This is a genomic window from Bartonella sp. MR168JLCBS (assembly GCF_042194175.1).
Genome location: NZ_JBHIMP010000002.1, coordinates 1 through 23,473, shown reverse-complemented (window position 1 = coordinate 23,473; position 23,473 = coordinate 1). Strand labels below are relative to the sequence as shown.

The 23,473-nt window shown below is 36.8% G+C and carries 16 protein-coding genes, 2 tRNA genes and 1 pseudogene; 5 read left to right on the top strand and 14 right to left on the bottom strand.

Annotation, left to right across the window (positions count from 1 at the left end):
- Window positions 1-129 precede the first annotated feature (129 nt).
- From ACFIK8_RS02130 to ACFIK8_RS02100, 7 genes are all read right to left on the bottom strand, one after another.
- The gene (locus ACFIK8_RS02130; protein WP_375668923.1) at window positions 130-1,044 is read right to left on the bottom strand and encodes a hypothetical protein; all 915 of its coding nucleotides are present in this window, start codon (window positions 1,042-1,044) and stop codon (window positions 130-132) included.
- Window positions 1,045-1,046: 2 nt separating this feature from the next.
- Entirely contained in the window at window positions 1,047-1,934 is an 888-nt protein-coding gene (locus ACFIK8_RS02125) for a hypothetical protein (RefSeq protein WP_375668922.1), read from the bottom strand.
- Entirely contained in the window at window positions 1,927-2,760 is an 834-nt protein-coding gene (locus tag ACFIK8_RS02120; RefSeq protein WP_375668921.1) for a hypothetical protein, read from the bottom strand. Before ACFIK8_RS02120 ends, ACFIK8_RS02125 begins: the two co-directional genes overlap by 8 nt.
- 291 nt (window positions 2,761-3,051) lie before the next feature.
- Entirely contained in the window at window positions 3,052-3,843 is a 792-nt protein-coding gene (locus ACFIK8_RS02115) for a hypothetical protein (RefSeq protein WP_375647172.1), read from the bottom strand.
- Window positions 3,844-4,039: 196 nt separating this feature from the next.
- On the bottom strand, window positions 4,040-4,354 hold the full coding sequence (locus ACFIK8_RS02110) for a hypothetical protein (protein ID WP_375668920.1): 315 nt from the start codon (window positions 4,352-4,354) through the stop codon (window positions 4,040-4,042).
- Window positions 4,355-4,902: 548 nt separating this feature from the next.
- Window positions 4,903-4,979: transfer RNA gene (locus tag ACFIK8_RS02105), tRNA-His, on the bottom strand.
- 137 nt (window positions 4,980-5,116) lie between these two features.
- Complete coding sequence (locus tag ACFIK8_RS02100) at window positions 5,117-6,199, bottom strand: quinone-dependent dihydroorotate dehydrogenase (protein ID WP_375668919.1); 1,083 nt, start codon at window positions 6,197-6,199, stop codon at window positions 5,117-5,119.
- Window positions 6,200-7,531: 1,332 nt separating this feature from the next.
- Between ACFIK8_RS02100 and mscL the strand changes: the two genes are divergently transcribed.
- On the top strand, window positions 7,532-7,939 hold the full coding sequence (gene mscL, locus ACFIK8_RS02095; protein WP_026500234.1) for a large conductance mechanosensitive channel protein MscL: 408 nt from the start codon (window positions 7,532-7,534) through the stop codon (window positions 7,937-7,939).
- A gap of 18 nt (window positions 7,940-7,957) precedes the next feature.
- On the opposite strand, the gene ACFIK8_RS02090 is transcribed toward mscL, so the two are convergent.
- Both ACFIK8_RS02090 and ACFIK8_RS02085 read right to left on the bottom strand, forming a co-directional pair.
- Window positions 7,958-9,664 carry an ATP-binding protein gene (locus tag ACFIK8_RS02090; RefSeq protein ID WP_375668918.1) on the bottom strand — a complete coding sequence of 569 codons (1,707 nt, stop codon included), beginning with the start codon at window positions 9,662-9,664 and terminating at the stop codon, window positions 7,958-7,960.
- Window positions 9,665-10,820: 1,156 nt separating this feature from the next.
- Complete coding sequence (locus ACFIK8_RS02085; protein ID WP_375668917.1) at window positions 10,821-13,397, bottom strand: DNA translocase FtsK; 2,577 nt, start codon at window positions 13,395-13,397, stop codon at window positions 10,821-10,823.
- Between the two features lie 468 nt (window positions 13,398-13,865).
- Between ACFIK8_RS02085 and ACFIK8_RS02080 the strand changes: the two genes are divergently transcribed.
- The 3 genes from ACFIK8_RS02080 to rpoH all read left to right on the top strand — a co-directional run bounded on the left by ACFIK8_RS02080 (window position 13,866) and on the right by rpoH (window position 17,362).
- Window positions 13,866-15,296 (top strand): aldehyde dehydrogenase family protein, encoded by a 1,431-nt coding sequence (locus tag ACFIK8_RS02080; RefSeq protein WP_375652814.1) that lies wholly within the window; start codon window positions 13,866-13,868, stop codon window positions 15,294-15,296.
- A gap of 29 nt (window positions 15,297-15,325) precedes the next feature.
- Entirely contained in the window at window positions 15,326-16,330 is a 1,005-nt protein-coding gene (locus ACFIK8_RS02075) for an RluA family pseudouridine synthase (protein WP_375644545.1), read from the top strand.
- Window positions 16,331-16,477: 147 nt separating this feature from the next.
- Window positions 16,478-17,362 carry an RNA polymerase sigma factor RpoH gene (gene rpoH, locus ACFIK8_RS02070; protein WP_375635825.1) on the top strand — a complete coding sequence of 295 codons (885 nt, stop codon included), beginning with the start codon at window positions 16,478-16,480 and terminating at the stop codon, window positions 17,360-17,362.
- Window positions 17,363-17,553: 191 nt separating this feature from the next.
- On the opposite strand, the gene ACFIK8_RS02065 is transcribed toward rpoH, so the two are convergent.
- The 3 genes from ACFIK8_RS02065 to ACFIK8_RS02055 all read right to left on the bottom strand — a co-directional run bounded on the left by ACFIK8_RS02065 (window position 17,554) and on the right by ACFIK8_RS02055 (window position 22,046).
- Window positions 17,554-18,975, bottom strand: a complete 1,422-nt coding sequence (locus ACFIK8_RS02065) for a hypothetical protein (RefSeq protein WP_375668916.1) — start codon at window positions 18,973-18,975, stop codon at window positions 17,554-17,556.
- 241 nt (window positions 18,976-19,216) lie between these two features.
- The gene (locus ACFIK8_RS02060; protein WP_375635827.1) at window positions 19,217-20,506 is read right to left on the bottom strand and encodes an adenylosuccinate synthase; all 1,290 of its coding nucleotides are present in this window, start codon (window positions 20,504-20,506) and stop codon (window positions 19,217-19,219) included.
- Window positions 20,507-20,882: 376 nt separating this feature from the next.
- The gene (locus tag ACFIK8_RS02055; protein ID WP_375635828.1) at window positions 20,883-22,046 is read right to left on the bottom strand and encodes a phosphoserine transaminase; all 1,164 of its coding nucleotides are present in this window, start codon (window positions 22,044-22,046) and stop codon (window positions 20,883-20,885) included.
- A 396-nt stretch (window positions 22,047-22,442) separates the two neighbouring features.
- On the opposite strand from ACFIK8_RS02055, the gene ACFIK8_RS02050 reads away from it, so the two are divergent.
- Window positions 22,443-22,518, top strand: a tRNA-Phe gene (locus ACFIK8_RS02050).
- Window positions 22,519-22,662: 144 nt separating this feature from the next.
- Here the strand turns inward: ACFIK8_RS02050 and ACFIK8_RS02045 are convergent.
- Window positions 22,663-22,755, bottom strand: a pseudogene (locus tag ACFIK8_RS02045) (type II toxin-antitoxin system mRNA interferase toxin, RelE/StbE family); the annotation flags it as partial.
- 216 nt (window positions 22,756-22,971) lie between these two features.
- Entirely contained in the window at window positions 22,972-23,121 is a 150-nt protein-coding gene (locus tag ACFIK8_RS02040) for a hypothetical protein (protein ID WP_375635829.1), read from the bottom strand.
- Window positions 23,122-23,473: the final 352 nt, after the last annotated feature.

The following is a 23,473-nucleotide window of genomic DNA, read 5'->3' as shown; positions in this document are numbered from 1 at the left end:
CGTCGCTCTTGGTACTGGACGCGTTACGTCGGTGCTAACCTTCTCTATTTTTTTGCAGAACAGAAAGCGCGTATCAGGCTCTCTAGCCATACTTAGAGTACGCAAAGTTATTCATCACTCTACAACACTTTAAGCGCGCAATTTTATGTTTTGTATTAAAGGATTTTTGCTTTCAAAATATACGAACAACATCACACAAAGTAGAATAAACAAGCTGCCCCCAACATTAAACCAAACCTTCTCTGTAACCAGCACTGTTGCACCGAAACAGTTAACAATAGCGTGGACAAAAAAAGGCGCACACGCATAAAATTTAGAGCGCGTAACAACACCACGATACGCCAAGCATGTATTGAAAATATGCATGAGTATGACGCTCATTAAAGCACACAAAAAAATACTCGCTTGCGTCCAAGAATAAAAAATTACATACTCATTGGCTAATAAGCTAGATCGAATAGGCCAACCATTATAAACAAGGAAAGGCCCTAGCGCCTTATAAACTAATTCGCATAAACCCCAGCCTATGCCAATATTCAGCGGCAAACGCCACAAAAAACTAGGCGAGCACCGATAAAACTTAGTAACTAACCAACGACGCATAGCTTCTTCTGCTACAACAAAAAAAACCGTAAATGTTAAAAATAAAAAAACAAGCGCCAGCCCTTGCTCTGCACGACTCTTGGTTTCAACAATACTCATCATATAAAGCGTTTTTATTACAGATTGCTTCCAAAAAGCAATAAACCCGCCAGCAATGCAGCTAGCAACAAACCATCCCACAGCACCAGCGACAACCAATTTGAACTTCAGAAAATGATGAAACACACATAGAAGAAAAACAACGCCAAGCACTTGCAGTAAACGTAAGGCATCAAGTTTATGTTCTGTTTCCGAGTAACGCCATACTAACAGAACAATCACCCCAAAAACTATGCCGCTCAACAGCACATTTATCCAACTAAATGTAGAGCGAAAAAAATTATAAATGACAGCGCCATAAATAAGTCCTGCGAGAAGCGAAGTAATAAATAAAACCAACATTATTATGCCCCCTCATTTACTACAGCGTAACTGCTATTTTTCTTCATGGATAATCTGTCTTGCACAAAATCATAAATTTGCCGCATAAGAGCAAACATAAGAATAGTAGCGATTGTATAATGCCCAATTGCAAGAAGTTCTGGCTCAGCGGCCCGCCATGAAAAGCGCGCCCAAGCCGCCAAGCATTGTAAAAGCAGGATAAGAACAAAAAAACGCCATTTCTTGTCAAGGCAAACCACAAGCATTAAAAAAGTTGATAAAAGATTCAGACCTATAATAAACGTATAACATATTACCGTCTCAAGTAAAGAAAGTAAGGCGTCCCTATCAAGACTAAAAGCCCCTTTTAGGATTTTCACAGCTTCTGGTAGAGATGTAAGCAGTGCAAGCCCTATAGCAGCCCCCCAAATCCCCATTCCCACGCCCAGTGCTGCCTCTACACCATTGCCATTATCTTCTGCCACCCAATGAGAGAGCAAAAAAAACTGCATAATCGCCATGCCTATAGGGAATAGACCAACAGCAAAAACAATATTAGGCGTACTATAAGCAGAAAAATCAAAAATCAAACTGCCTATCATACGCATAAAGCCGTATAGAAAAAAAATCAAAAGCACATAACAACCAGCGCTTGCCCCAATAATCGCCTTCGTGCCTTTAAACGTTTTAACCAAAGAGAGTAACCAGCGGTACCCCAATATAAGCGAAAGCGCCAAAACATAATAAGGAAAATAACTCGTAGCGCCATAAACATAAAGAAAAACAAGACACAAAACAACGAGCAAGAAAACCAAATGTTCAACCAATGTTTTTTTCTTCATCAAAGGGAAAATAATCAGCACCAGACAAAAAACGGCGCCAATAACAGATAATGTCAATTTGTCAAGCATTATTGCAAGCCTCAAAAATAGAATTTATTAATATTGCATAGCCTGAAGAAATGTCAAACATAAACAAAAGACCAACCGCAAAATGAATTACAAAAGGCAGATAGGAATAGACCTTGCGCTTATCTTGGAAACCAAGATACATAAAACGCGTATTTACAACATGCATCAATACAATCATGCCCGCGGCAATAAGATAGCTGATCGCTTGTGGACAAGATTCAAATGCGACATAGCCCACCATTTGTGGCGCCCTATCAACACGGTAATTCAAGTAAAGAAAAAGAGCTGGGAGGGTCTTATAGCATAAGTCTAGAACACCCCAGCCCAGCCCAAAATAAAGGACCTCACGCGCAGCTAATTCTGACTTATATACGCGAAGCAACCACAAACGCAAAAGCTCCGCAGTTAAAACTGATATCAAAAGGATAAAAAAGGGATAGTTTGCAGCAACCAAACTCGTGTAATGCACCACCTGCTGCTGGCTATTATTAGCAGCAGACAAAGCAGACAATGGCAACAAAGAGCTCAAATATACAAAACCTGCCCCAATACACAAGGCAGCAACTGCACCACAGAATCCAAGAACTAAATATTTATATAAGTAGTGCTCGTACAGAATTAAAAGCATGCCAAGATAACATACCAAAAGCAAAGATAAGTCTGTAAGCCCACTTTCACTATGTGGATAAGCGAAGATGATAGCGCAGGAAAGGCCAGCTAGCCCCCCCAAAATGACGCGCTCGCCCAACAAGCCATTGTTTTTAAGGAGACGAGGGCTGGAACTTATCCCAAAACTAAGCAGCATTCCAAAAATTAAGTCAGACATATAATTTCCTTAAAGCGCCTTGCCCTCCCAAGCATACCAAGATATTATTGCGGGAGAAAAACTCCCTGCTAAGAGGCTGATAGTGTACCCCTTAGCAAGGCCTTTACCTTGTTAAAAAAGCCAGGTCAAACAACAATTTCACCACTTAGAGCGAGCACAATCCCAACCAGCTTTAGCAATACCCGCGGCTGCGCCACGGGACCCCGCCTACTATTGCTCCAGAAACTGCCCCTCCTGGGTTGGCTGCTCTAAGCTTTAGGATAACCCAAAGAACTATAGCCTCCTGTCTTCTCACTCAGTTTTCTTTTTAAACGGGTTAATCACGCTAAGCTTCACATTCTTTGATTTAATGTAACGCGCGTACACATAAACAACAAACATCAAACAAATCCAATTTCTAACCATTCTATAGTCATCATCTGTATGAACAAACGCTACATAATAAGAAACAAAGAGGCTAAAAAACAGCTCTGCAAGAACATCAAGGACCAACCAATAATATTTCTTTGTAGTAACAAAGAGAACCATCAAAAATGTCAAAAAAACTTGGCCCGTTAGAATAGCAAAACCAAACACCGCATAATCAAACATTTTTTTCACTGCCTCCCTGTTTGCAAAACCTATCTGTTGATAGATTTCTCGAAGGTCTGATAAAAGCAGTGATGACACAAAAAAGACGCCTATGGCAAACCCACAGCCAATGCAAATGCTTAAATCTAGCACTGACATAGATTTTTCCTTCAAAGCTTTAGCAATTAGGACATAGCGAGCCCCCCCTATCATCAACGGAATAATGAAAAGCAGATAAATATAGCTCGAAAGCTGCAGATCAAAAAAATCTAACAGAAGGTCATCACTCACAACAATAAAACCAGCTGCGATGAAAAAAATGGGGCAACTTGCGATAATGGCCAAACTAAAGCATTTTATATTGTTTACTATATTGGGTATAAATTCAATGCAAAAAGAAAGAAAGAACATAATTATAGCAACATGAGAAGATGTTATCGACACATCGTCTATATACTCAAAGATATATATGATGGGAGGAACAACCAATGCCGCCACTATGAATGCAACCATGCTCCCCTTGTATAACATGCTTTTTCCATTAATAGCAATAGTTTTGAAGAATAGACACATGCCAAACCACAGACAAAAATAAGCGAGCACTAAACCAAACGCGCCCATAGCTCCTCCTGTGTAATATTCCAAACATAAAGGTGGCACCTTTTACAGTACCACCATTCTAGGCTTTAGGATAACCCAAAGAACTACATCAAAAGTGCATCAACATCCCACCACCTGAATTAGCAATAGATTGACCCAAAAACTGTGTGCCACACTGGACAGCAGCCACACCATAACCACCATAACCGCCTATGGTGTCTCCGAATTCATTGCCTACAATTTGCCCAAAGCTTGCTGAGGCCATGGTAGTAACAGGATTACGCGATGCCACTGCTCCTAAGAAAAGACCACCCAGGAAGCCAACCTTACTACCATACTTGCTACCAAACGCACTACCAGAGTTATATTTGCTACTAAAATTATCGGCACTGCAATAATCGTACGAACTACTTGAAAATCTCATTTATTTTCTAATTTAGTGTATAGATACCCCCCCCCAAGGTTACTTATGTCCCCGCGCCAGAATGGCCTACCCATAATCAACCACCGAAACACCCCTGGAGATATGAATGCACTTTCATGCAAGTCCGCATTTATAATATATAGTTGACAAAATCAAGGTAATTGTGTCAAAAATATGTCATATTTTAGTAAATTTATGCTTACTTACTTATTTTATGTGTTTAAACTTAATGGTTTATATTATGAGCAATAATAATGAAAGTCGAATAAGATTCTCTTAGTTTACAAAATATACTAAAAGTATATAAATATACTGATAGAGATATTTATTGTTGCAATTGCAATCAGAATTATAGATTTAGTTAACCCGTTTATATTTCAAGCGATTATTGATCGTATCATTCCGTTTTGGGCAAAATTTGAGGAAAATCATCCGCGCAAGGTCTCTGCTCCGTGACGGCTCACACGCAAAAAATCCCGCCAAGCACGGCTTTTAACCGCCTCACAAAACGCCCAAAATAAGAATTAGAAAAGTTGTAACAAGATAAATGGTACGGTTGGTGGGATTTGAACCTACGACCTCTGGTGCCACAAACCAGCGCTCTAACCAACTGAGCTACAACCGCATAAAAGAAAATGTATCATAACTGTTCACGATTTCGTAAACATTTATTCTTATGCTTATGTGACATAAGGAAAATCAACAAAGTTTGCAAGCCCCTTTAAAAAAATCTCGCAATTTTTTGTGAAGAAAAAAGCGTTTTTACAAAGGAAATTTTGCCCAACGCTCAAGACTGTGATCACGATAGCCTTTTATGTTATCAACACCGTCTTGTTGCATCATCTGCAAAATCTCTTGCAGAATAGTTATAGCAAGATTTGGACCTTCATAAACCATCCCACTATATAATTGAATTAAATCTGCACCAGCTTTTACTTTTTCCAAAGCGGTTTGTGCGTCCTTTACACCGCCAACACCAATAATTGCAATCTCCTTCCCTAATTTTTGACGCATTTTTGCAAGCACAATAGTAGAACGCTCAAAAAGTGGACGTCCAGAAAGCCCCCCCTCTTCATTACTGAGGTGACTATTGCTAAGATCTTGGCGTGAAAGAGTTGTATTGGAAACAATCAGTCCATCAAAATCAGAAAGTTTTATTTCTTCTGCAATATCATCCAATTCTTTCTCTGATAAATCTGGAGCAATTTTTAAAAAAATGGGAATGGAAAATCCATGCTTTTTCTCTTGCTCCTTTCGCGCTTGCGAAACTGCACTCAACAAAAGATGCAAACTGTCACGGGACTGTAAATCACGTAAACCTGGTGTATTAGGAGAAGAAATATTAACCGTAAAATAATCAGCAACATCATAAAAATGAGCAATACCAACAGTATAATCATCAATCTTATCGACCGTATCCTTATTAGCTCCAATGTTAACTCCTACAACACCAGTTTTTTTACACGCGCGCAATCTGTTGTAAACAACTTGATGTCCGTCATTATTAAAGCCCATTCTATTAATAATCGCTTCATCTTCTTTTAAACGAAAAAGCCGTGGTTTAGGATTTCCAATCTGAGGCTTTGGTGTCACTGTCCCAATTTCAGTAAAACCAAATCCTAAACGAAAAATACCATCCACAACCTCTGCATTTTTATCAAACCCCGCTGCGAGACCAATAAAATTTTCAAACTCAAGCCCAGCAACAGTTACACACAAATGTTTATCGATAACCTTTTGACAGCCATTTAATCCACTTTTCAGCCCGAGAATCGCTAAACAGTGTGCTTGCTCTGGATCCAACATAAATAAGGCAGAACGGCCAATACAACGAAACAAACTCATCAATCCTTCTCCACAACATAAAAATAATCCATCGCACCTCACCTATATCTTTTAACACAAAAGATCACCAATCAAAGAGAGCATATTATCCAAATAATATTCCCCTTCTAGAAGAAAATTTATCACATAATAGCCATACATGTTTATATTGATGTATACTGTGTAAAAAAATTTTATTCTTAAAAAACGTTTTTCTTTTTCGACATTTTTCAAAGATTAAAACGTGAATCCTAATCTTATAAAATGCAGCATGAATTGAAACATCAATGGCTCTTCACTATAGCCATGGTTTTGTGACATCTCATGCAGACAAGCTCATAATTCTCTTAAAAATGCACGCAAATTATCCCTATTCCCAAAGTTCCTTTGTGTAATATTGTTTCCAATAGAAACAGAGCTTGCTCTATAAAGCTATTTTTTCCTAGCATTTATAGAATACATGGTTCATAAAATTATCTAAATTCATACTATTGTTGCGCTATTTATTAGCAACAGGATATTCAATCATTTGTACTCTATTGATAAATTTTTGAAGAAACTGCATTGTTTGCTTTGCCATTTCTGATGCGCTAAATACAATTTTGCATCTATAAGTGCTCTGTCTAAAATATAGTTTAAGTAATGACAGTTGATCATTGAACTCCCACCTATCATACCAACGATTTCCAAACCAAAATGATCTTGCAAACCCTAGAGCTCTGCTATTTATAAACTAATACAATCTTCCAGTAGATGAAATGTGTTTCTTCCATTGGAATTATCGCCATTTTAGCTCGTGCACCCCAGTAAAAATAGCTTTTAGATAAGCCATAATGCCCTCCTCCTAATTGCTATTATCGCTTACTGAATTAAGAGGAATTAAATTATAAGTTTTCTCCTGCCTCATCTATCTATTTCTTCCATCAGTGCTGAAATATATTTTTTATTTCCAAATTCTCTTTTTATAACAATACGTTATACCAATATATGCACTTCATCTGAGAAGCGTCCTGATAGCTCAACTTTCAACGCTGCTCATTTTGTGGTATTCTGTAAAAATCTTTCTTTTTAATGTTATCATAAAAATCTTGAGGCAATTATATAAATTAAGCTACGGTTTTCTACTTTCTGTTGAAAAAAGCAGATATAGTTTTTATCAAAAAAGCTTTTCTCTCAGAAATGTTCTATGTACATTCAAATAGAGCCCTAATGCTCTTTATTAAGCCTTATAAAGTTCTTTGAAAATAATATTAATATTGTAATATAATCCTAAAAATAAAATCTGCCCTTTCCTTTTTCATCAAAAGCGGTAAGTAAATTACCGTATATCGCTTACATAAAGGGGAAAACGCAATGCTGAAAGAATTCAAAGAATTTGCCCTAAAAGGTAATATGATTGATCTTGCTATCGGTGTGATTATAGGGGGCGCTTTTGGTAGCTTGGTCAACTCAATTGTCAATGATATTTTTATGCCAATCATTGGACTGATTACAGGTGGAATTGATTTTTCTAATATGTTTATTCAACTTGCTGGCGAAAAACAAGCAACATTGAGTGCCGCAAAAGCAGCTGGAGCAACCATTAGCTATGGACACTTTATTACTTTACTTATCAATTTTCTCATTATTGCTTGGGTTCTTTTTTTATTCGTTAAAGCTATGAATAAAATCCGTAGAAAAGAAGAAGAAAGCCCAAAAAAAACGTCTTCAGAAGAACAACTTTTAACAGAAATTAGAGATCTTTTGGCTAAGAAAAAATAATTTTATGCAAGATTTACATCATGGAACACGAGGAAAAAACATTTCCACAGTTGTTCCATGATTGGGTTTTGAGAACAATAAAAATTGTCCCCCTCTTTCTTCCACCATTGCTTTACACATTGGGAGTCCTAAACCTGTTCCTATAAAAGCGCTATCTCCAGATCGTCCATCTTTGCGCTCTACTTGACCATAAGGTTGCAGCGCCTGTATAATCTCTTCTTCGTTCATCCCTATACCATTATCACTCACTGAAATTTTTACACGTTCTTTTCTATAAGAAACGTGAACAATAATCTGTCCACCCAAAGGTGTAAAACGAATAGCATTGGAAAGAAGATTCCATATAATCTGGCGAAACACTTGTTGTGATACAGGAATAAATGGAACATGAGGTGGAGCAACAATGCGCATGATAATGCCATTCTGATTGGCTTGAGTTTCAAGAAAAGCTATCGTCGCACGTAAACAAGATATCACATCAAATGTTTCAGAAATAAGGGAAGAATCAATCTGGTTATTGGAACCAGAATAATTTATCTTCGAGCATTCTAGTAATTGATTAATCAGCAATAATATATGTTTTCCAGAGGAAATAATATCGCGTAAATATCCATGATAGCGCTCATTTTCTATCGAACCAAAACGGCCTTCTCTCATAATTTCTGCAAAACCAATAAGAGCATTCAAAGGTGTTCGTATTTCATGAACAACCCCGACGATTTTATCCTCTTCTGCTTTTTTTCCTCCTGATGGAACTGTTTGTGTCCTATCACACAACATAACAGCATAATTGCCTTGCTGTGCCAAAAATACAATCGTTATCAAAACGGTTATATTTTTATGATTTTTCGTCATTAAATCAGCTGTTTCTCTGCGATTTAAAACCTGTTTTTTCCCCTCCATACGGATTGATTTAAAATATTTTTCAACGAAACGTCGGCTTTGCAAAGTAAATAATGAAGAGAGTGACTGTCCTCGTAGTTCATTTATGTCATAACCCATTAATGCTAAGGCTGCCCTACTTGCTGATTGAATAAAGCCCTCTTCATCCAACCATAAAACACCATCTGTTGCTGTATCCAACAATGATAAAACTGCAGCGGGCTCTTTTACGAGAGCTTGTTCTATAGAATTTACCGGCAATGTTTGTGCATACGGTAACTGAATAGCTGTTTCTTCAACTAAATTTTCTTCTTTTACCGATGAATTCAATTCATCACGCAATTGCTCTGCAATTTCATGAAAAGCTGAGCGTTCTATCTCCGTAAGACATGGCATTTCTGTTTCCGGCTTTTCATCTCTTTTTTCTTGGACTTTTTTTCGTATTTTTAAAACACCAAAGCCACGAAACCCCTTAAGATTCTTTTTAACATCAAAAATTGGTAAAGCCGACAATTCAACATCAAGCCATTGTAAGCAACCATCAACAGGCCATTGAACAATCTCTTTACTCCAAGGCATAGCCGCTTCAATAAAACGACTGAGAACCAGATATCGATCATCATTAAATTGATGAGCAAGCTCACGAAAGCTACATCCTAAAATAGAGGAAGAGAGAGGACCAACAACTTCAGCTAGCTCTTTTGAGACTTCACAAAATAAACCATTATGATCGATTTCCCACGTAAAAGGCCGAGGCAAAAGCTCTGGTGTAAAACGAAAAGCTTCTTGCTGACATTTTAATTCATTTGTATTTAACTTCAATTCATCTGCTTTTAATGGCATAACTAAAACTAAAAAGTGTTGGATTTACTCTCAAATGAATAATGCTAATTTGTTTACAATTACCTGTTCTGGTTAAAATAACTTGATATCTCATATCAATTGTCTGTAGCAAAATTTTGACTGTTTCATCAACAAAACAAGAATAAAAAGAATCCTCCAACTCCTGTTGCTTATTCACCCATTATTGTAACAAATCTTGTTACAATAATGGTAACATCTCCCTCGCATAAATAGTACTCAAAAAGAATACACTTATTTTACGCATTCATGTTTTACGCATTCATGTGCCTGTTTTAAAAAGATATCTCCCAAGCTCCCCAAGCTTATTTTACGACGGCATCCGTAAATGGTATAATGTAAAGTCTCCCATAACAGATAGCAAGGCATTGTACATTACATTTTTATGCTTATAAAATAGCTGGTTAAAACCATCATTATACTAATTTTAACCCCTAATGTTGTTACCAATAGTTCTTGGCATTTGAAGGCGTTCATAAGCAGCATTTTTATTTCTTTTTTTTTACTTTTTTACCCCTACATTATTATGATACGCAAGAAAATCGTTTTATTTGTTTCAACAGAAACAGATTTGAAATGAAAAAAAATTACGATATTTGAAATTTTTATTCAATATTTACAATGATAAATTATCATTATAAATCAATAAATTGCATTATAAAAATAGAAATAAAAATTTCTTTTTCACATAAAGTTTCTCGTAAGAACACCTTTCTTGTGCCAATAATATCAAATGATGACAAATTTAGTATAGTGCTTTAAAGCACCCAATGCAATAAAACTTGCATATTGGATACTCTTCTTATGATGCTCTCCATAATTCCCAAAAGACCTTTCTTTCATCAGAACCGCTATAGAAGAGAAAACAAAAATTATCTGTTCTCATATAAAGATTTGTTTAATTTCTTTACATTCCAGATCATCTAGAAATGTTAAAAATATCTCCCCTTTTGGTATCATCAGTCAAAAGATCGCTTTTGCTTTATTACTCTCCACTCAATTTTTTAATATTATTATAAAAATAAATACATGGTCACATCTGCTTTGAAAAAATAAAACAAGCATTCGCTATTTAAATAATAACTGTCAAACATTTTAAAAATCGCATATTTTAAATCGCACATTTTAATGTGCTTTTTTATTTCCCTGCATTGAGTAAAATTTCACGTTTTCCCACATGATTAGCGGCTCCAACAATGCCTTTTTCTTCCATCCGCTCAACAAGAGAAGCTGCTTTATTATAGCCGATTGAAAGTCGGCGCTGAATATAAGATGTTGAACATTTTTTATCACGCATAACAATCTTTACAGCTTGATTATAAAGCTCCTCTCCCTCTTCATCAAAATTTTCTTCCTCAGAAACTTCAACCGTTGAATCGGCAGAAGCATCCTCTTTGTTATCGTCTTCGTTATCTGTGACGGTTGCTAAATAATCAGGTTTTCCTTGCAGTTTAAGATGTGCAACAATAGATTCAACTTCTTCATCAGAGACAAAAGGTCCATGAACGCGTACAATACGCCCCCCACCTGCCATATGAAGCATATCTCCTTGACCTAAAAGCGTTTCAGCACCTTGTTCACCTAGGATCGTACGACTGTCAATTTTTGATGTCACTTGAAAAGAAATGCGGGTAGGAAAGTTCGCTTTAATTGTCCCTGTGATAACATCAACAGAAGGGCGCTGCGTTGCCATAATAAGATGAATACCAGCCGCACGCGCCATTTGTGCTAAGCGCTGAATGGCATTCTCTATTTCTTTCCCTGCCACCATCATGAGATCAGCCATCTCATCAACAATCACAACAATATAAGGAAGCTGCGTAAGATCCATGGCTTCTTCATGATAAAGCATTTCCCCTGTTTCCTTATCAAAACCCGACTGTACAGTACACATGATCGTTTCACCTTTTTGAGCCGCAAGTGCAACGCGTGCATTAAAACCATCGATATTACGTACACCTAACTTAGCCATTTTGCGATAACGCTCTTCCATTTCACGAACCGCCCATTTTAAAGCTGTTACCGCTTTTTTAGGATCTGTTACAACAGGTGTTAAAAGATGTGGAATGCCATCATAAACAGAGAGCTCTAGCATTTTAGGATCAACCATGATCAAACGACACTGTTTTGGTGTCATACGATAAAGAATCGACAAAATCATTGTATTAATTGCTACAGACTTGCCTGATCCTGTTGTTCCTGCAACCAATAAATGAGGCATTTTTGCTAATTCTACAATGACCGGCTCACCACTAATCCCTTTCCCCAAAGCAAGAGCAAGTTTAAATTCACTTTCACGAAAAGAACGTGTTTGAATTAATTCCCGTAGATAAACGGTTTCACGAACCGCATTGGGTAACTCAATCCCTATAACATTCCGTCCAGGAATAACAGCAACGCGTGTAGAAATAGCAGACATAGAACGCGCAATATCATCAGAAAGATTAATAACGCGCGATGACTTTACACCCGCAGCAGGCTCAAATTCATACATTGTAACCACTGGCCCTGGATGTACATGGATAACTTCACCCTTAATGCCAAAATCTTCCAAAACACTTTCCAAAAACCCAGCACCGCGTTCCAATGTTTCCTGAGGAATCATCGTACCTTCATGAAAAACAGGTTCCTGTAATAAATTGATCGGAGGAAACTCATAAGCATCACTATAAATAGATTGAATATTTTGCATAAAAGCAGAATCATAATTGCTTAATGGCACGCGGGCAGATTGCAATATTTTCGTTTTACCGTTTGCTTGCATCACAGACAAATCTTTTAAATTTGGTGTGACATTCTTTGTTATGCAATCGACAATATTATTGGTTTTTTTCGTCTCTATACTAGATTCAGCGTCGCTTAGTGCCTCAATATCGTTTAACGCCCTTGCATTACTTAACGTATGAGCGGAATCTTCAACAGAAAGCTTAGAATGACATTCTTTAGTAATATCATTATTTGTATGCATTAAATCAGAAATTTGCTCAACGCCTCGCATCCTTTCCGCTGGAGATTCCGATGTAATGGAATCATACAGTTGCGGAAAGCGGTATTCGAGAACACGGTAAAGAGCAGTTATTGACTCATCAAAGACAGAAGGAATATCGGATGTAATTTTATTTGTCGTGTCAATCGATGTTTGATCCTCTTTTGAAGTTTGAGTATCCATATGTTCAAATATCAAAGATACGCATTCAAAAAATGCATCATCGGAAAGATGCCAAGCAGGATTCATTTTTTGTAGCACATTTTCTACTTGTAATTTATGCTCTTGTTTACCCTCCTCAAGAGGGATATTTTCTGATGGTATACGAGTAACTTGTCGTGACAACTGCTTCAAAACTGTTGAATGACAAACCGACGTTTTATTTTCTATTGATTGAGGATTAATGACTTTTTTTGTCGATGAAACGCTTGTTGTTTTCTTGTTACAACGTACAATATTTGTATCTGTAATTTTTTTTTGATCTTGCTTCGTAAAAATTTTAAACTGCTTTGCAAAAACTGGATCTGTTTCTATACGACGACGCAAAATCTCAACTTCTGGGGTTCGCGTGAAACGGACATTTTTTCCGAGGGTAAATGCCTTTTTCCATACTTCCGGATAAGGAAATATCTCAGTAATCTTAACAGATAAATCTTCTCTTGATGCACCTTTCGTACCATCATCAGAAAAAGAAGACGTAGAAATAGATTTTGTTTTCGAATTATGCATGGCACCCAACAAATTTATAGCAATGAGAAAAATAACCTTTTCAAAAAGAATTCGTAGAAACTATCATACGAAGGTTAATAACCTTTTGCTGATGGTTACTTTTTAATGAAAAAAATAATGCCATAATGCATATTCATAATCTCCCTTCTGCATATTTACGATATAAATTGCCTAGTTTATGGTGTCATAGAGCTCGTATTTCATTTGTTTTAAAGAAAACTTCATGATAAAAAAGCTTCAAGAAAATTGTCTATAGCTCTCTTTCTCTCCCATTTCATAAAAGCAATTAGTCCCAATAATACAAATGGGTATATAAGCATTGCTCTGTTGAATTCTCCATGCTCAATTATCATGATACAATCTAATTTCTCGCGTTTTATAAGATTACCCTTGTTATCCTCGTTTAAAACGGCTTAGACTAAGATAATCATAATTAAATAAACACAAATAGAAAAAAGGGAGTGAATTATGTTTAATAAACGGAAATTTTATATCAATGGTCTATGGGATGACCCAAGCACTCCTCACGATTTTGACGTCATTAATCCATCAACAGAAGAGGCTTGTGCTGTCATTAGCCTTGGAAGTACAGAAGATGCCGATAAAGCAATTAACGCGGCTAAAGAAGCGTTTCAAAAATGGAAAACAACGTCACCAAGTGAGCGTCTTGGGTTCGTTGAAAAAATTCTAAATATCTATGAAAAACGTTCTAAAGACATGGCAAAAACCATTTCAATGGAAATGGGAGCACCGATTGATATGGCACTTAATGCGCAAACCGCAACTGGCAGTTCCCACATTCGCAATTTTATCGAAGCTTATAAAGAGTTCTCGTTCCAAGAAACTTTAATAAAGGGAAATGAGCAAGCAATTCTTCACTACGACCCTATCGGCGTCGTAGGATTAATTACGCCATGGAATTGGCCCATGAATCAAGTAACTCTTAAAGTTATCCCTGCTCTCTTGGCTGGCTGTACCATGGTATTAAAGCCCTCTGAAATTGCGCCTCTTTCTGCTATGCTTTTTGCTGAATTTTTAGATGAAGCCGCGCTCCCTGCCGGTGTTTTTAATTTAATCAATGGTGATGGTGAAACTGTCGGCTCTTACCTCTCAGCACATCCAGATCTAGAAATGATTAGCTTTACTGGTTCAACTAGAGCAGGAAAAGATATTTCTAAAAATGCTAGCGCTACTTTAAAAAGAGTCTGTCTAGAACTTGGGGGAAAAGGAGCGAATATTATCTTTTCTGATGCCGACTCAGATGCTATTCAACGTGGTGTGCGACATTGCTTTTATAATAGTGGACAAAGCTGTAATGCACCGACTCGTATGCTTGTGGAACAAAGCATCTATGACAAAGCCATAAAAATAGCTAAAGATATTGCAGAAACAACAAAAGTAGGACCAAATTGCCAAGAAGGAAATCATATTGGTCCCGTCGTTTCAAAAAAACAATATGATAAAATTCAAGATCTTATCCAATCGGGAATTGATGATGGTGCAACTCTTGTTGCAGGCGGAACTGGTTTACCAAGAGGAATTGAACGCGGTTATTATGTCCGTCCAACAGTCTTTGCTGATGTAAAACCTCATATGCGTATTTTCAAAGAAGAAATCTTTGGTCCAGTTCTCTCGATTCTTGCTTTTAATACAGAAGAAGAAGCTGTCGCTTTAACGAATGACACTGAGTATGGTCTTACAAACTATATTCAATCACAAGATCGCAACAAATGTCGTCGTATTGCGGCACAAGTACGCTCTGGTATGGTAGAAGTTAACGGACATGGATTACCCAGTGGAAGCTATTTTGGAGGTGTAAAATTTTCTGGACGCGCCCGTGAAGGGGGACATTGGGGAATTAAAGAATTCCTCGATAGTAAAGCAATTTCGTACTGGTAAAATCTTATTAAAAACTTAATAGGAATCGTATGGTAATACAAAAAATAACGGATGAAGGTGCTCTTGGGCAACGTCTTGATCAGTGGCTAGCAAAACAATATCATAATGTGTTCTCACGTTCACGTTTGCAAACCCTCATCCGTGAAGGCTATCTTAAAATTGATGGTCAATTCATAAAAGAACCAAAAACAAAATTAAGACCTAAGCAAATAATTGAATTGGCAATGCCTGACCTTCGTGATGCAGAACCTAGTGCTGAAGCTATTGCATTGGACATCCTTTTTGAAGATGATCATATCATTGTTATTAACAAACCAGCAGGTCTTGTTGTTCATCCTGGCAATGGAAATTGGACCGGTACGTTGGTTAATGCCCTTATCTATCACTGCGGTAATAGTTTATCTGGTATAGGTGGTGTTAAACGCCCCGGCATTGTCCATCGTCTCGATAAAAATACAAGTGGTGTTATGGTTGTTGCAAAAAATGATCTGGCTCATAAAAGTCTCAGTGCTCAATTTTCTGATCATGGACGTACCTGTGCATTAGACCGACGCTATCATGCCTTGATTTGGGGGACACCTCACCGCAATGTTTGGACAATTGATGCATCACTTGGCCGTTCGCCCCACAACCGAACAAAGCAAGCTGTTATCCATAAGCAAAACCCTTATGCTCGTCATGCTGTTACACATTTTTCTTTGCTAGAAAAATATGGCTCTCATGCAGACTCAACATCTTTTGCTAGCCTTCTGGAATGTCGCTTGGAAACTGGACGCACCCATCAAATCCGTGTTCATATGGCTCATATTGGGCATCCACTCATAGGCGATACAGTTTATGGAAACGCTTTTAAAACAAAATCAAACGCATTCAACCCCACTATTAGAAATGCAATCGATCAATTCAACAGACAGGCACTTCATGCCGCAAGTCTCACTTTTGAACACCCTTCTACCGGTAAAGTTATGTCGTTTTCCGCACCACTACCTCAAGATATGGCTAAACTTATTAAGCATTTTAAAAAAATGAATTGAAACTTTTCTCCTTCTCAAGATTTCACAATAAAATATCTTTTTTTGAACAAAATTGAAAAATATGCTAAAGTGAATGTGCACAGGTATTACTATCTGAAACATAGAATTTGCCTTATCAGGGAATTCAGACAAAAGGAGGGTGCTATTATGGCCCATATGAATTTGTTATCAGTAACCACAAGCGATGGCGGATTAAACCGTTATTTGGAAGAAGTACGTCGTTTTCCAATGCTTGATCCAAAAGAAGAATATATGTTAGCTCAACGTTACCGTGAGCATAATGATTTAAAAGCAGCGCATAGGCTAGTAACCAGTCATTTGCGTCTTGTAGCTAAAATCGCGATGGGATATCGCGGCTATGGACTCCCCATTGGGGAAGTCATTTCAGAAGGCAATGTTGGACTCATGCAAGCTGTTAAGCGTTTTGAGCCAGAACGTGGTTTTCGTCTTGCAACCTATGCAATATGGTGGATTAAAGCATCAATCCAAGAATATGTATTGCGGTCTTGGAGTTTGGTGAAGATGGGGACAACAGCTAATCAAAAGCGCTTGTTTTTTAACCTTCGTAAATTAAAAAGTAAACTTCAAGCACTTGATAACGGTGATCTCAATGCAGAACAAGTAAAAGAAATTGCAACTCAGTTGAATGTCTCAGAAGATGAAGTTATATCAATGAACCGCCGACTTGGTGGTGACACTTCACTCAACGCACCCCTTCGTACAAAAGAAGGGGAAAACAGCGAGTTGCAAGATTGGTTGGTGGATGAATCTAACGATCAAGAACAAGTTTTAATTGAAAAAAGTGAATTGGAGAATCGTCGTTCCATGCTTATAAATGCCATGGACAATCTCAATGAACGTGAAAAACGTATATTCAAAGCACGTCGTTTAAACGATATACCATTAACTCTAGAAGAACTCTCTGGTGAATTTAACATTAGTCGAGAACGAGTAAGGCAAATTGAAATGCGTGCATTTGAAAAAGTGCAAAATTCTATCAGAGATTCCGCTTTATCTCAAAGTCAAATATAAGACTCTAGAATTAGGTATGAAGCCAATTGTTTGCGCATTTTTAAAGTAGAAATGAGAAAAGCGTATGTTGGCTTTGTACTTGTAAATTAGTCTGTAGAATCCTTTGAGTTATAGTATACAATTTTATTGAGCGTGTTTGATATAACTAATAAAAATCAATATCGAGAAATAACCTTTTATTTTATTTGCATCTATGTTTTATTTTTCTGATCAAGAACTGTTAACTTATCTTGTTGTGCAAGCCATTGTCCAATAACTTTATTGAAAATAGACTCACCTGTTGGCCCTTTTGCAAAAGTTAATTCATTTATACGTCCGTTTTTATCCGTTAACACTAAACGCACCCAATCTAATTCTCGCATCAATTGCAAATTTCGATCAAGAAATGGATGATTACCACTCAATGCAACAAGAAAAAAATCATCGTTAATTTTTGTAGAAATAGTTCTTACTAAAGGCTGCCCAATAGATTGTTCACTTGCTTTAAAGGTTAATGCTTGAACACTGCTTATAGCTTTACCTGAGAATTTATCAGAAAGAATAAAAATAAGATCCATAATATATGCAGCAGGAAATGACCGATCGGTATTGCGACGTAAAATTAACCGTAATGATAGCCCTTCATCAGGAATTGTTATATCACCTTGTATGGCTGTTTCTTCTGGAGCCCCCTTCACATAAGACTCCTTTATAAGCGTCCAGCGAACACTTCCGGTTGCTATCTTTTCTGCATCATAATTTGTACGTGCTTGATAAAAAACAGCTTCACCTAATTTATCAAGCGATTGCAAATTGCTGGAAACAACGGTTGAGATTCCTTCTTCATCCGAAGAATCTGTCGCTTGTTTTAAACCGACATCAATTTCACTCCCATCCTCTAATAAACGTTGTGTTAACTTTCTCTTAACCGAAAGTGCCTTTGGTACTTCGTGAGAAACTTGAAGATTTTCTCCTAACACTTGATGATCATTTGATACAAATACACGCCCACCAATAAAAAAAATACCAATAGTAAAAACAGCAAAACTAACAATAGAAACAGCACTTATCACAATACGCCTTTGCACCAATGATTTATTAGCACGACGTAAAGCCTGAGAAAAAATATGCGAAACAATATGAGGATTATCTTCTTGCGACGAAGAAATCTTTAACTCACAGCTATTAACATGCTGAGAAGGTACATCAGCCTCCATATTAACAGGCTCTGCATCTGGTATATCTGATACCCAAGGCTCATCAAATAACTTGCTATCCTTTGGATGTGTAACAAAATCCTGCTTTCTTTTTATGTCTACCACTGAAAATTCATTATTCTTTTGTAATATAGTTTTTTTTGTATATTTCTTATCTTCATTTACATTTGTGGAATCCCACCCAATAACTGAAGAAAGCAACTTCTTTTCAACTGCTAAATATTCTTCTTCAACAGTTGCAATAGCACTCTGAAGAATCTTTCTTTGTTCATCTGCTATTGCTTGTGGTATTTTTGCTGTTACAAATTGATATTCTAGTGTTTCGATAGCCCGTTTATAAATCCGCTTACGCACTTGTGGTATAACATTATTTTGTGCATTAATTGCCTTTTTTAAGATTCCAACGAAATCTACCATTTCCTCTATAATCTCTCTTAAACTAAGCAAAGAAACCCTAGCACTCAGGCTAAAACAGCTTTATTTTAGGCTCATAAGTTTATTGTCATTTATATTGGTACAACTATTGTCATAGTGTAAAATGAATATGAAAAATAAACAATGTCATTTTACACCTTTCTTTCACGCACTCTTAAAAACTCTTTTTGTTAAAAGATATAGAAGTGAACAAAAGATCTATATGGAAGCCTAAAAATAATAATCAATTTGCAAAAGGATCTGTAATAAGAATAGTATCTTCACGTTCTGGACTCGTAGATAATAAAGCCACTTTTGTGTTAATCAGTTCTTCAATATAGCGTATATATTTAACAGCCTGCATTGGTAAATCTTCCCACCTCAATGCATGGGCTGTTTTTTCCTTCCAACCTTCTAATGTTTCATAAATAGGCTTCACACGGGCTTGGGCTCCCATGGAAGAAGGTAAATAATCAATCCTTCTACCATCAAGCTCGTAACCAATACAAACTTTTATTTCATCCAAACCATCCAAAACATCAAGTTTTGTCAATGCTATACCTTGAACACCGCAAACTACTACCATCTGACGGACTAAGACAGCATCAAACCAACCACATCGACGCTTTCGACCCGTTACAACACCAAATTCATGCCCACGCACTCCCAGAAATTCACCAATATCATTTATCTGCTCTGTAGGAAAAGGTCCTTCTCCAACACGTGTGGTATACGCTTTTGTAATACCCAAAACATAATGAATTGCACTAGGTCCCATCCCTGAACCTGTACATGCCTGCCCAGCAACCGTATTCGATGATGTTACGTACGGATAAGTCCCAAAATCATTATCGAGTAAAGCACCTTGCGCACCTTCAAAAAGAATGTGTTTCCCTCCTCGATAACCTTCATCTAAAAGACGCCACGTACAATCCATAAAGGGCAAAACTTTATCCGCAACTTGCATCAATTCATCATAAAGCGCTTGAGAATCAATCTCTACAACACCCATCCCACGACGCAAAGCATTATGATGCCTCAAAAGCCGCTCAATCTTAGCCATAAGTGTATCTTTTTCTGCTAAATCCATCACTCGGATAGCACGACGTCCCACCTTATCTTCATAAGCCGGTCCAATACCACGCTTTGTTGTACCAATCTTTAAACCAGATAAACCGCTTTCTCGAATTGCATCAAGATCACGATGCAAAGAAAGAATCAAAGGAGCATTTTCAGCAATACGTAAAATTTCCGGTGTGATTTTCACGCCCTGATCACGTAGCTTTTTTAACTCTGCTACAAAATGATGGGGATCAACTACAACACCATTCCCAATAATTGATAACTTCCCACGAACTAGACCCGATGGTAAAAGTGATAATTTATAACTAACTCCATCAATAACCAATGTGTGGCCAGCATTATGCCCCCCCTGATATCTCACCACGATATCTGCTCGCTCAGACAACCAATCTACAATTTTACCTTTGCCTTCATCACCCCATTGTGTACCGACAACAACTACATTGGCCATAACTTTCTCCGTCGTGTTTAGTCAAAAAAACCAGCATTCAAAAACAAACACTTCTTTATAACGAAACCTTAGAGCAAGTGCGACTCCTCATTTCAGATTTTTCTCAATCTTCAAGTTATTAAATTTTCAAATTTTAACGATAAGCAAATATCAAAATATTTTAAATCTGTCATTTTTGCTACAAAAAGTAAAAAAATAGAGATTTTAATTTGTGCGTATCCAACACCTGACAGAGCATTTATTCCTCCTCTTAATCTTTTACAATTCATGTAATATTTAGAGGCTGTTTGTCTGATACAAGAATACGAAAGATCATCATAATCTCTCGTATCCTTTTTCTGTTTAAAAACACCCTGTGAAAATCACCAGTAATTATTTAAAGCTGTGCTTTTTCAAATTGGAACGCCCACTCAAGCCATTGTGTTAAAATTTCAAGATCGGAAGCCTCAATTGTTATACCCGCCCAAATTCGAAGCCCCGGAGGAGCATCGCGATACGAACCAATATCATAAGCAACTCCTTCCTCATCAAGACGTTTCACAACCGCTTTTATGAAAGATACTCGCTTTTCCGTATCCAAAGCAGTAATCACTGGATCCACAATATCTAAACAAATAGCGGTGTTAGAACGCACTTCAGGATCTTTTGCCAAATATTCTAGCCATGGTGTTTTGCGAACAAAAGCATCAAGTACAGAAAAGTTTTTCTCCACCCGTGCTCTTAATGCCGCTGCACCTCCTAGAGATTTTGCCCACTTCAACCCATCAAGAAAATCCTCAACACAAAGCATAGAAGGTGTATTGATTATCTTTCCTTTAAAAATATCTTCGTTCAATTTTCCATTCTTTGTCATATAGAAAAGTTGAGGCATAGGCCAAGCTGGAACATAATTCTCAAGCCTCTCAACAGCACGAGGACTTAAAATCACCATACCATGCGCAGCCTCACCTCCCAAAACTTTCTGCCATGAAAAAGTAACAACATCTAATTTTGAAAAATCAAGATATTGCGCAAAAGCTGCAGATGTTGCATCACAAATGGTCAATCCAGCCCGCTTATGGGGAATGAAATCTGCATTAGGAATACGCACACCAGAAGTGGTCCCATTCCATGTAAAAACAACATCACGATCAAAGTCAAGTTGTGTTAAATCTGGTATTTCACCATAAGGAGCTTCAAAACGACGCACATCAGAAAGCTTTAATTGCTCGACAACATCTTTATTCCACCCAAATCCAAAACTTTCCCACGCCGCCATATCAATGCCACGCTCACCTAATAGAGACCATAGAGCAGCCTCAACAGCACCGGTATCTGAACCTGGCATAATTCCTATACGATGATCAGAAGGAACCTCAAGAATCTCACGGGTTAAATTAATAACTTCAGCAAGTTTTAATTCTGCTTCTCTAGATCTATGTGAACGCCCAACTAATGCATTTTTAAGAACATCAAGAGTCCAACCAGGCCGTTTGCTACAAGGACCTGAAGAAAAATTAGTATTATTGGGACGACTGCTTGGTTTTTGTAACATTATCATTATTTCTCCCCTTTTAGATGTTTTTTTCTTTATAAAGAAAAACAAATTATTATAAAGACTAATCAATAATCTTTTTAGAAAAAAGTCAAAAATATTTTCTATTATTTCGTATGCTTAAAATTCACTGAAACTTTATTAAAAAAACTTTCTTAATCATGCTTCTCGATTGATTCTTTTAATTTTTTGTATCATCACCACGATAAGACATTATTCTACTAACAATACACTAACACGTCCAATATGCCTATCAAATTTATTTTATGATAAAGATTCATTGATAAGTCTCTAGAATAGGGAGATAAACTTATTAAAAAATCAATTATTTTTCTTTTGATGACTGGACAGAGAAAATTTTAATGTTATAACCGCAAGCGCTTTATATTTTTTATGAAGCATGCCCAGATAGCTCAGTTGGTAGAGCAGCGGACTGAAAATCCGCGTGTCCGTGGTTCGAATCCGCGTCTGGGCACCACTTTTTATTTTTCCTTATTTAGTATCTTGTTTTATTATATTTTTAAAACATGATGGATTCGTAAATAAAGGTTAGGGAATAGGATTTTGTGACATGCTTCTCAATTATTGCGAATCAGTTTTTTTAAAGGGCATAATCAACTTCTTAATTAAATAAATCTGAATGCGTACCTGTCCTATCAAAATGGATACGCTTTTCATCAACTATATAAATTAATAACCAATCGGGTTCTATATGAAGATCTCGACGAGGCTTCTAGTTTCCTTGTAATGTATGATCATTTAAAATAGATAGCAATTGCTTCTTATGAATTAGAAGTTGCATCACTCCTGTGAACTTTCGCATATCTTTTCCACGCTTTTTTGCTCATTTTACATCCTTTTTAAACTTTCCTGAATAACTCACTGAACGCATAATCAGATATCCAGTTGCTTAATCAAATCAGCAATATTTTCAGCATAAAAAAACATCTTCATTGCTATCGCTTTTATGAAAAATTTCAAGCGTTTCTTTATTGAGTATCTTATTATTTTCAACGTACACACAAATAAGATCACGTAAAATTTGAGATGCTGGACGGTGTTTTATTTCAGCTATAGCCATAAATGCGCTTTTTAGATTCATATCTACTTTAGCTGCTATAAGTCACTTTTTTCACTCATAATATTTCCTCTTTAAGAATTTTAATGATTAACATTATTTAGCTTAGTTAAAACATTTAACTTAGTTAAACATAGTGTTACTTATCATTAATATTAATTTCTTTTCTTAAAGAAAAAGTTTTTCAACTTTTTGTTAGCCACTTTTTGAGGTGTGAGAAGATACTTTCTAGAGTATCCATAAAGCGGGCAAAATCGATAATAAACACAAAGACAATGAAGGCAATCAATTTCATGATGCGTGACATCATCTTTAAGCCTTGATAGGTCTCTATCATCTCATGAAGGAGCTGTTG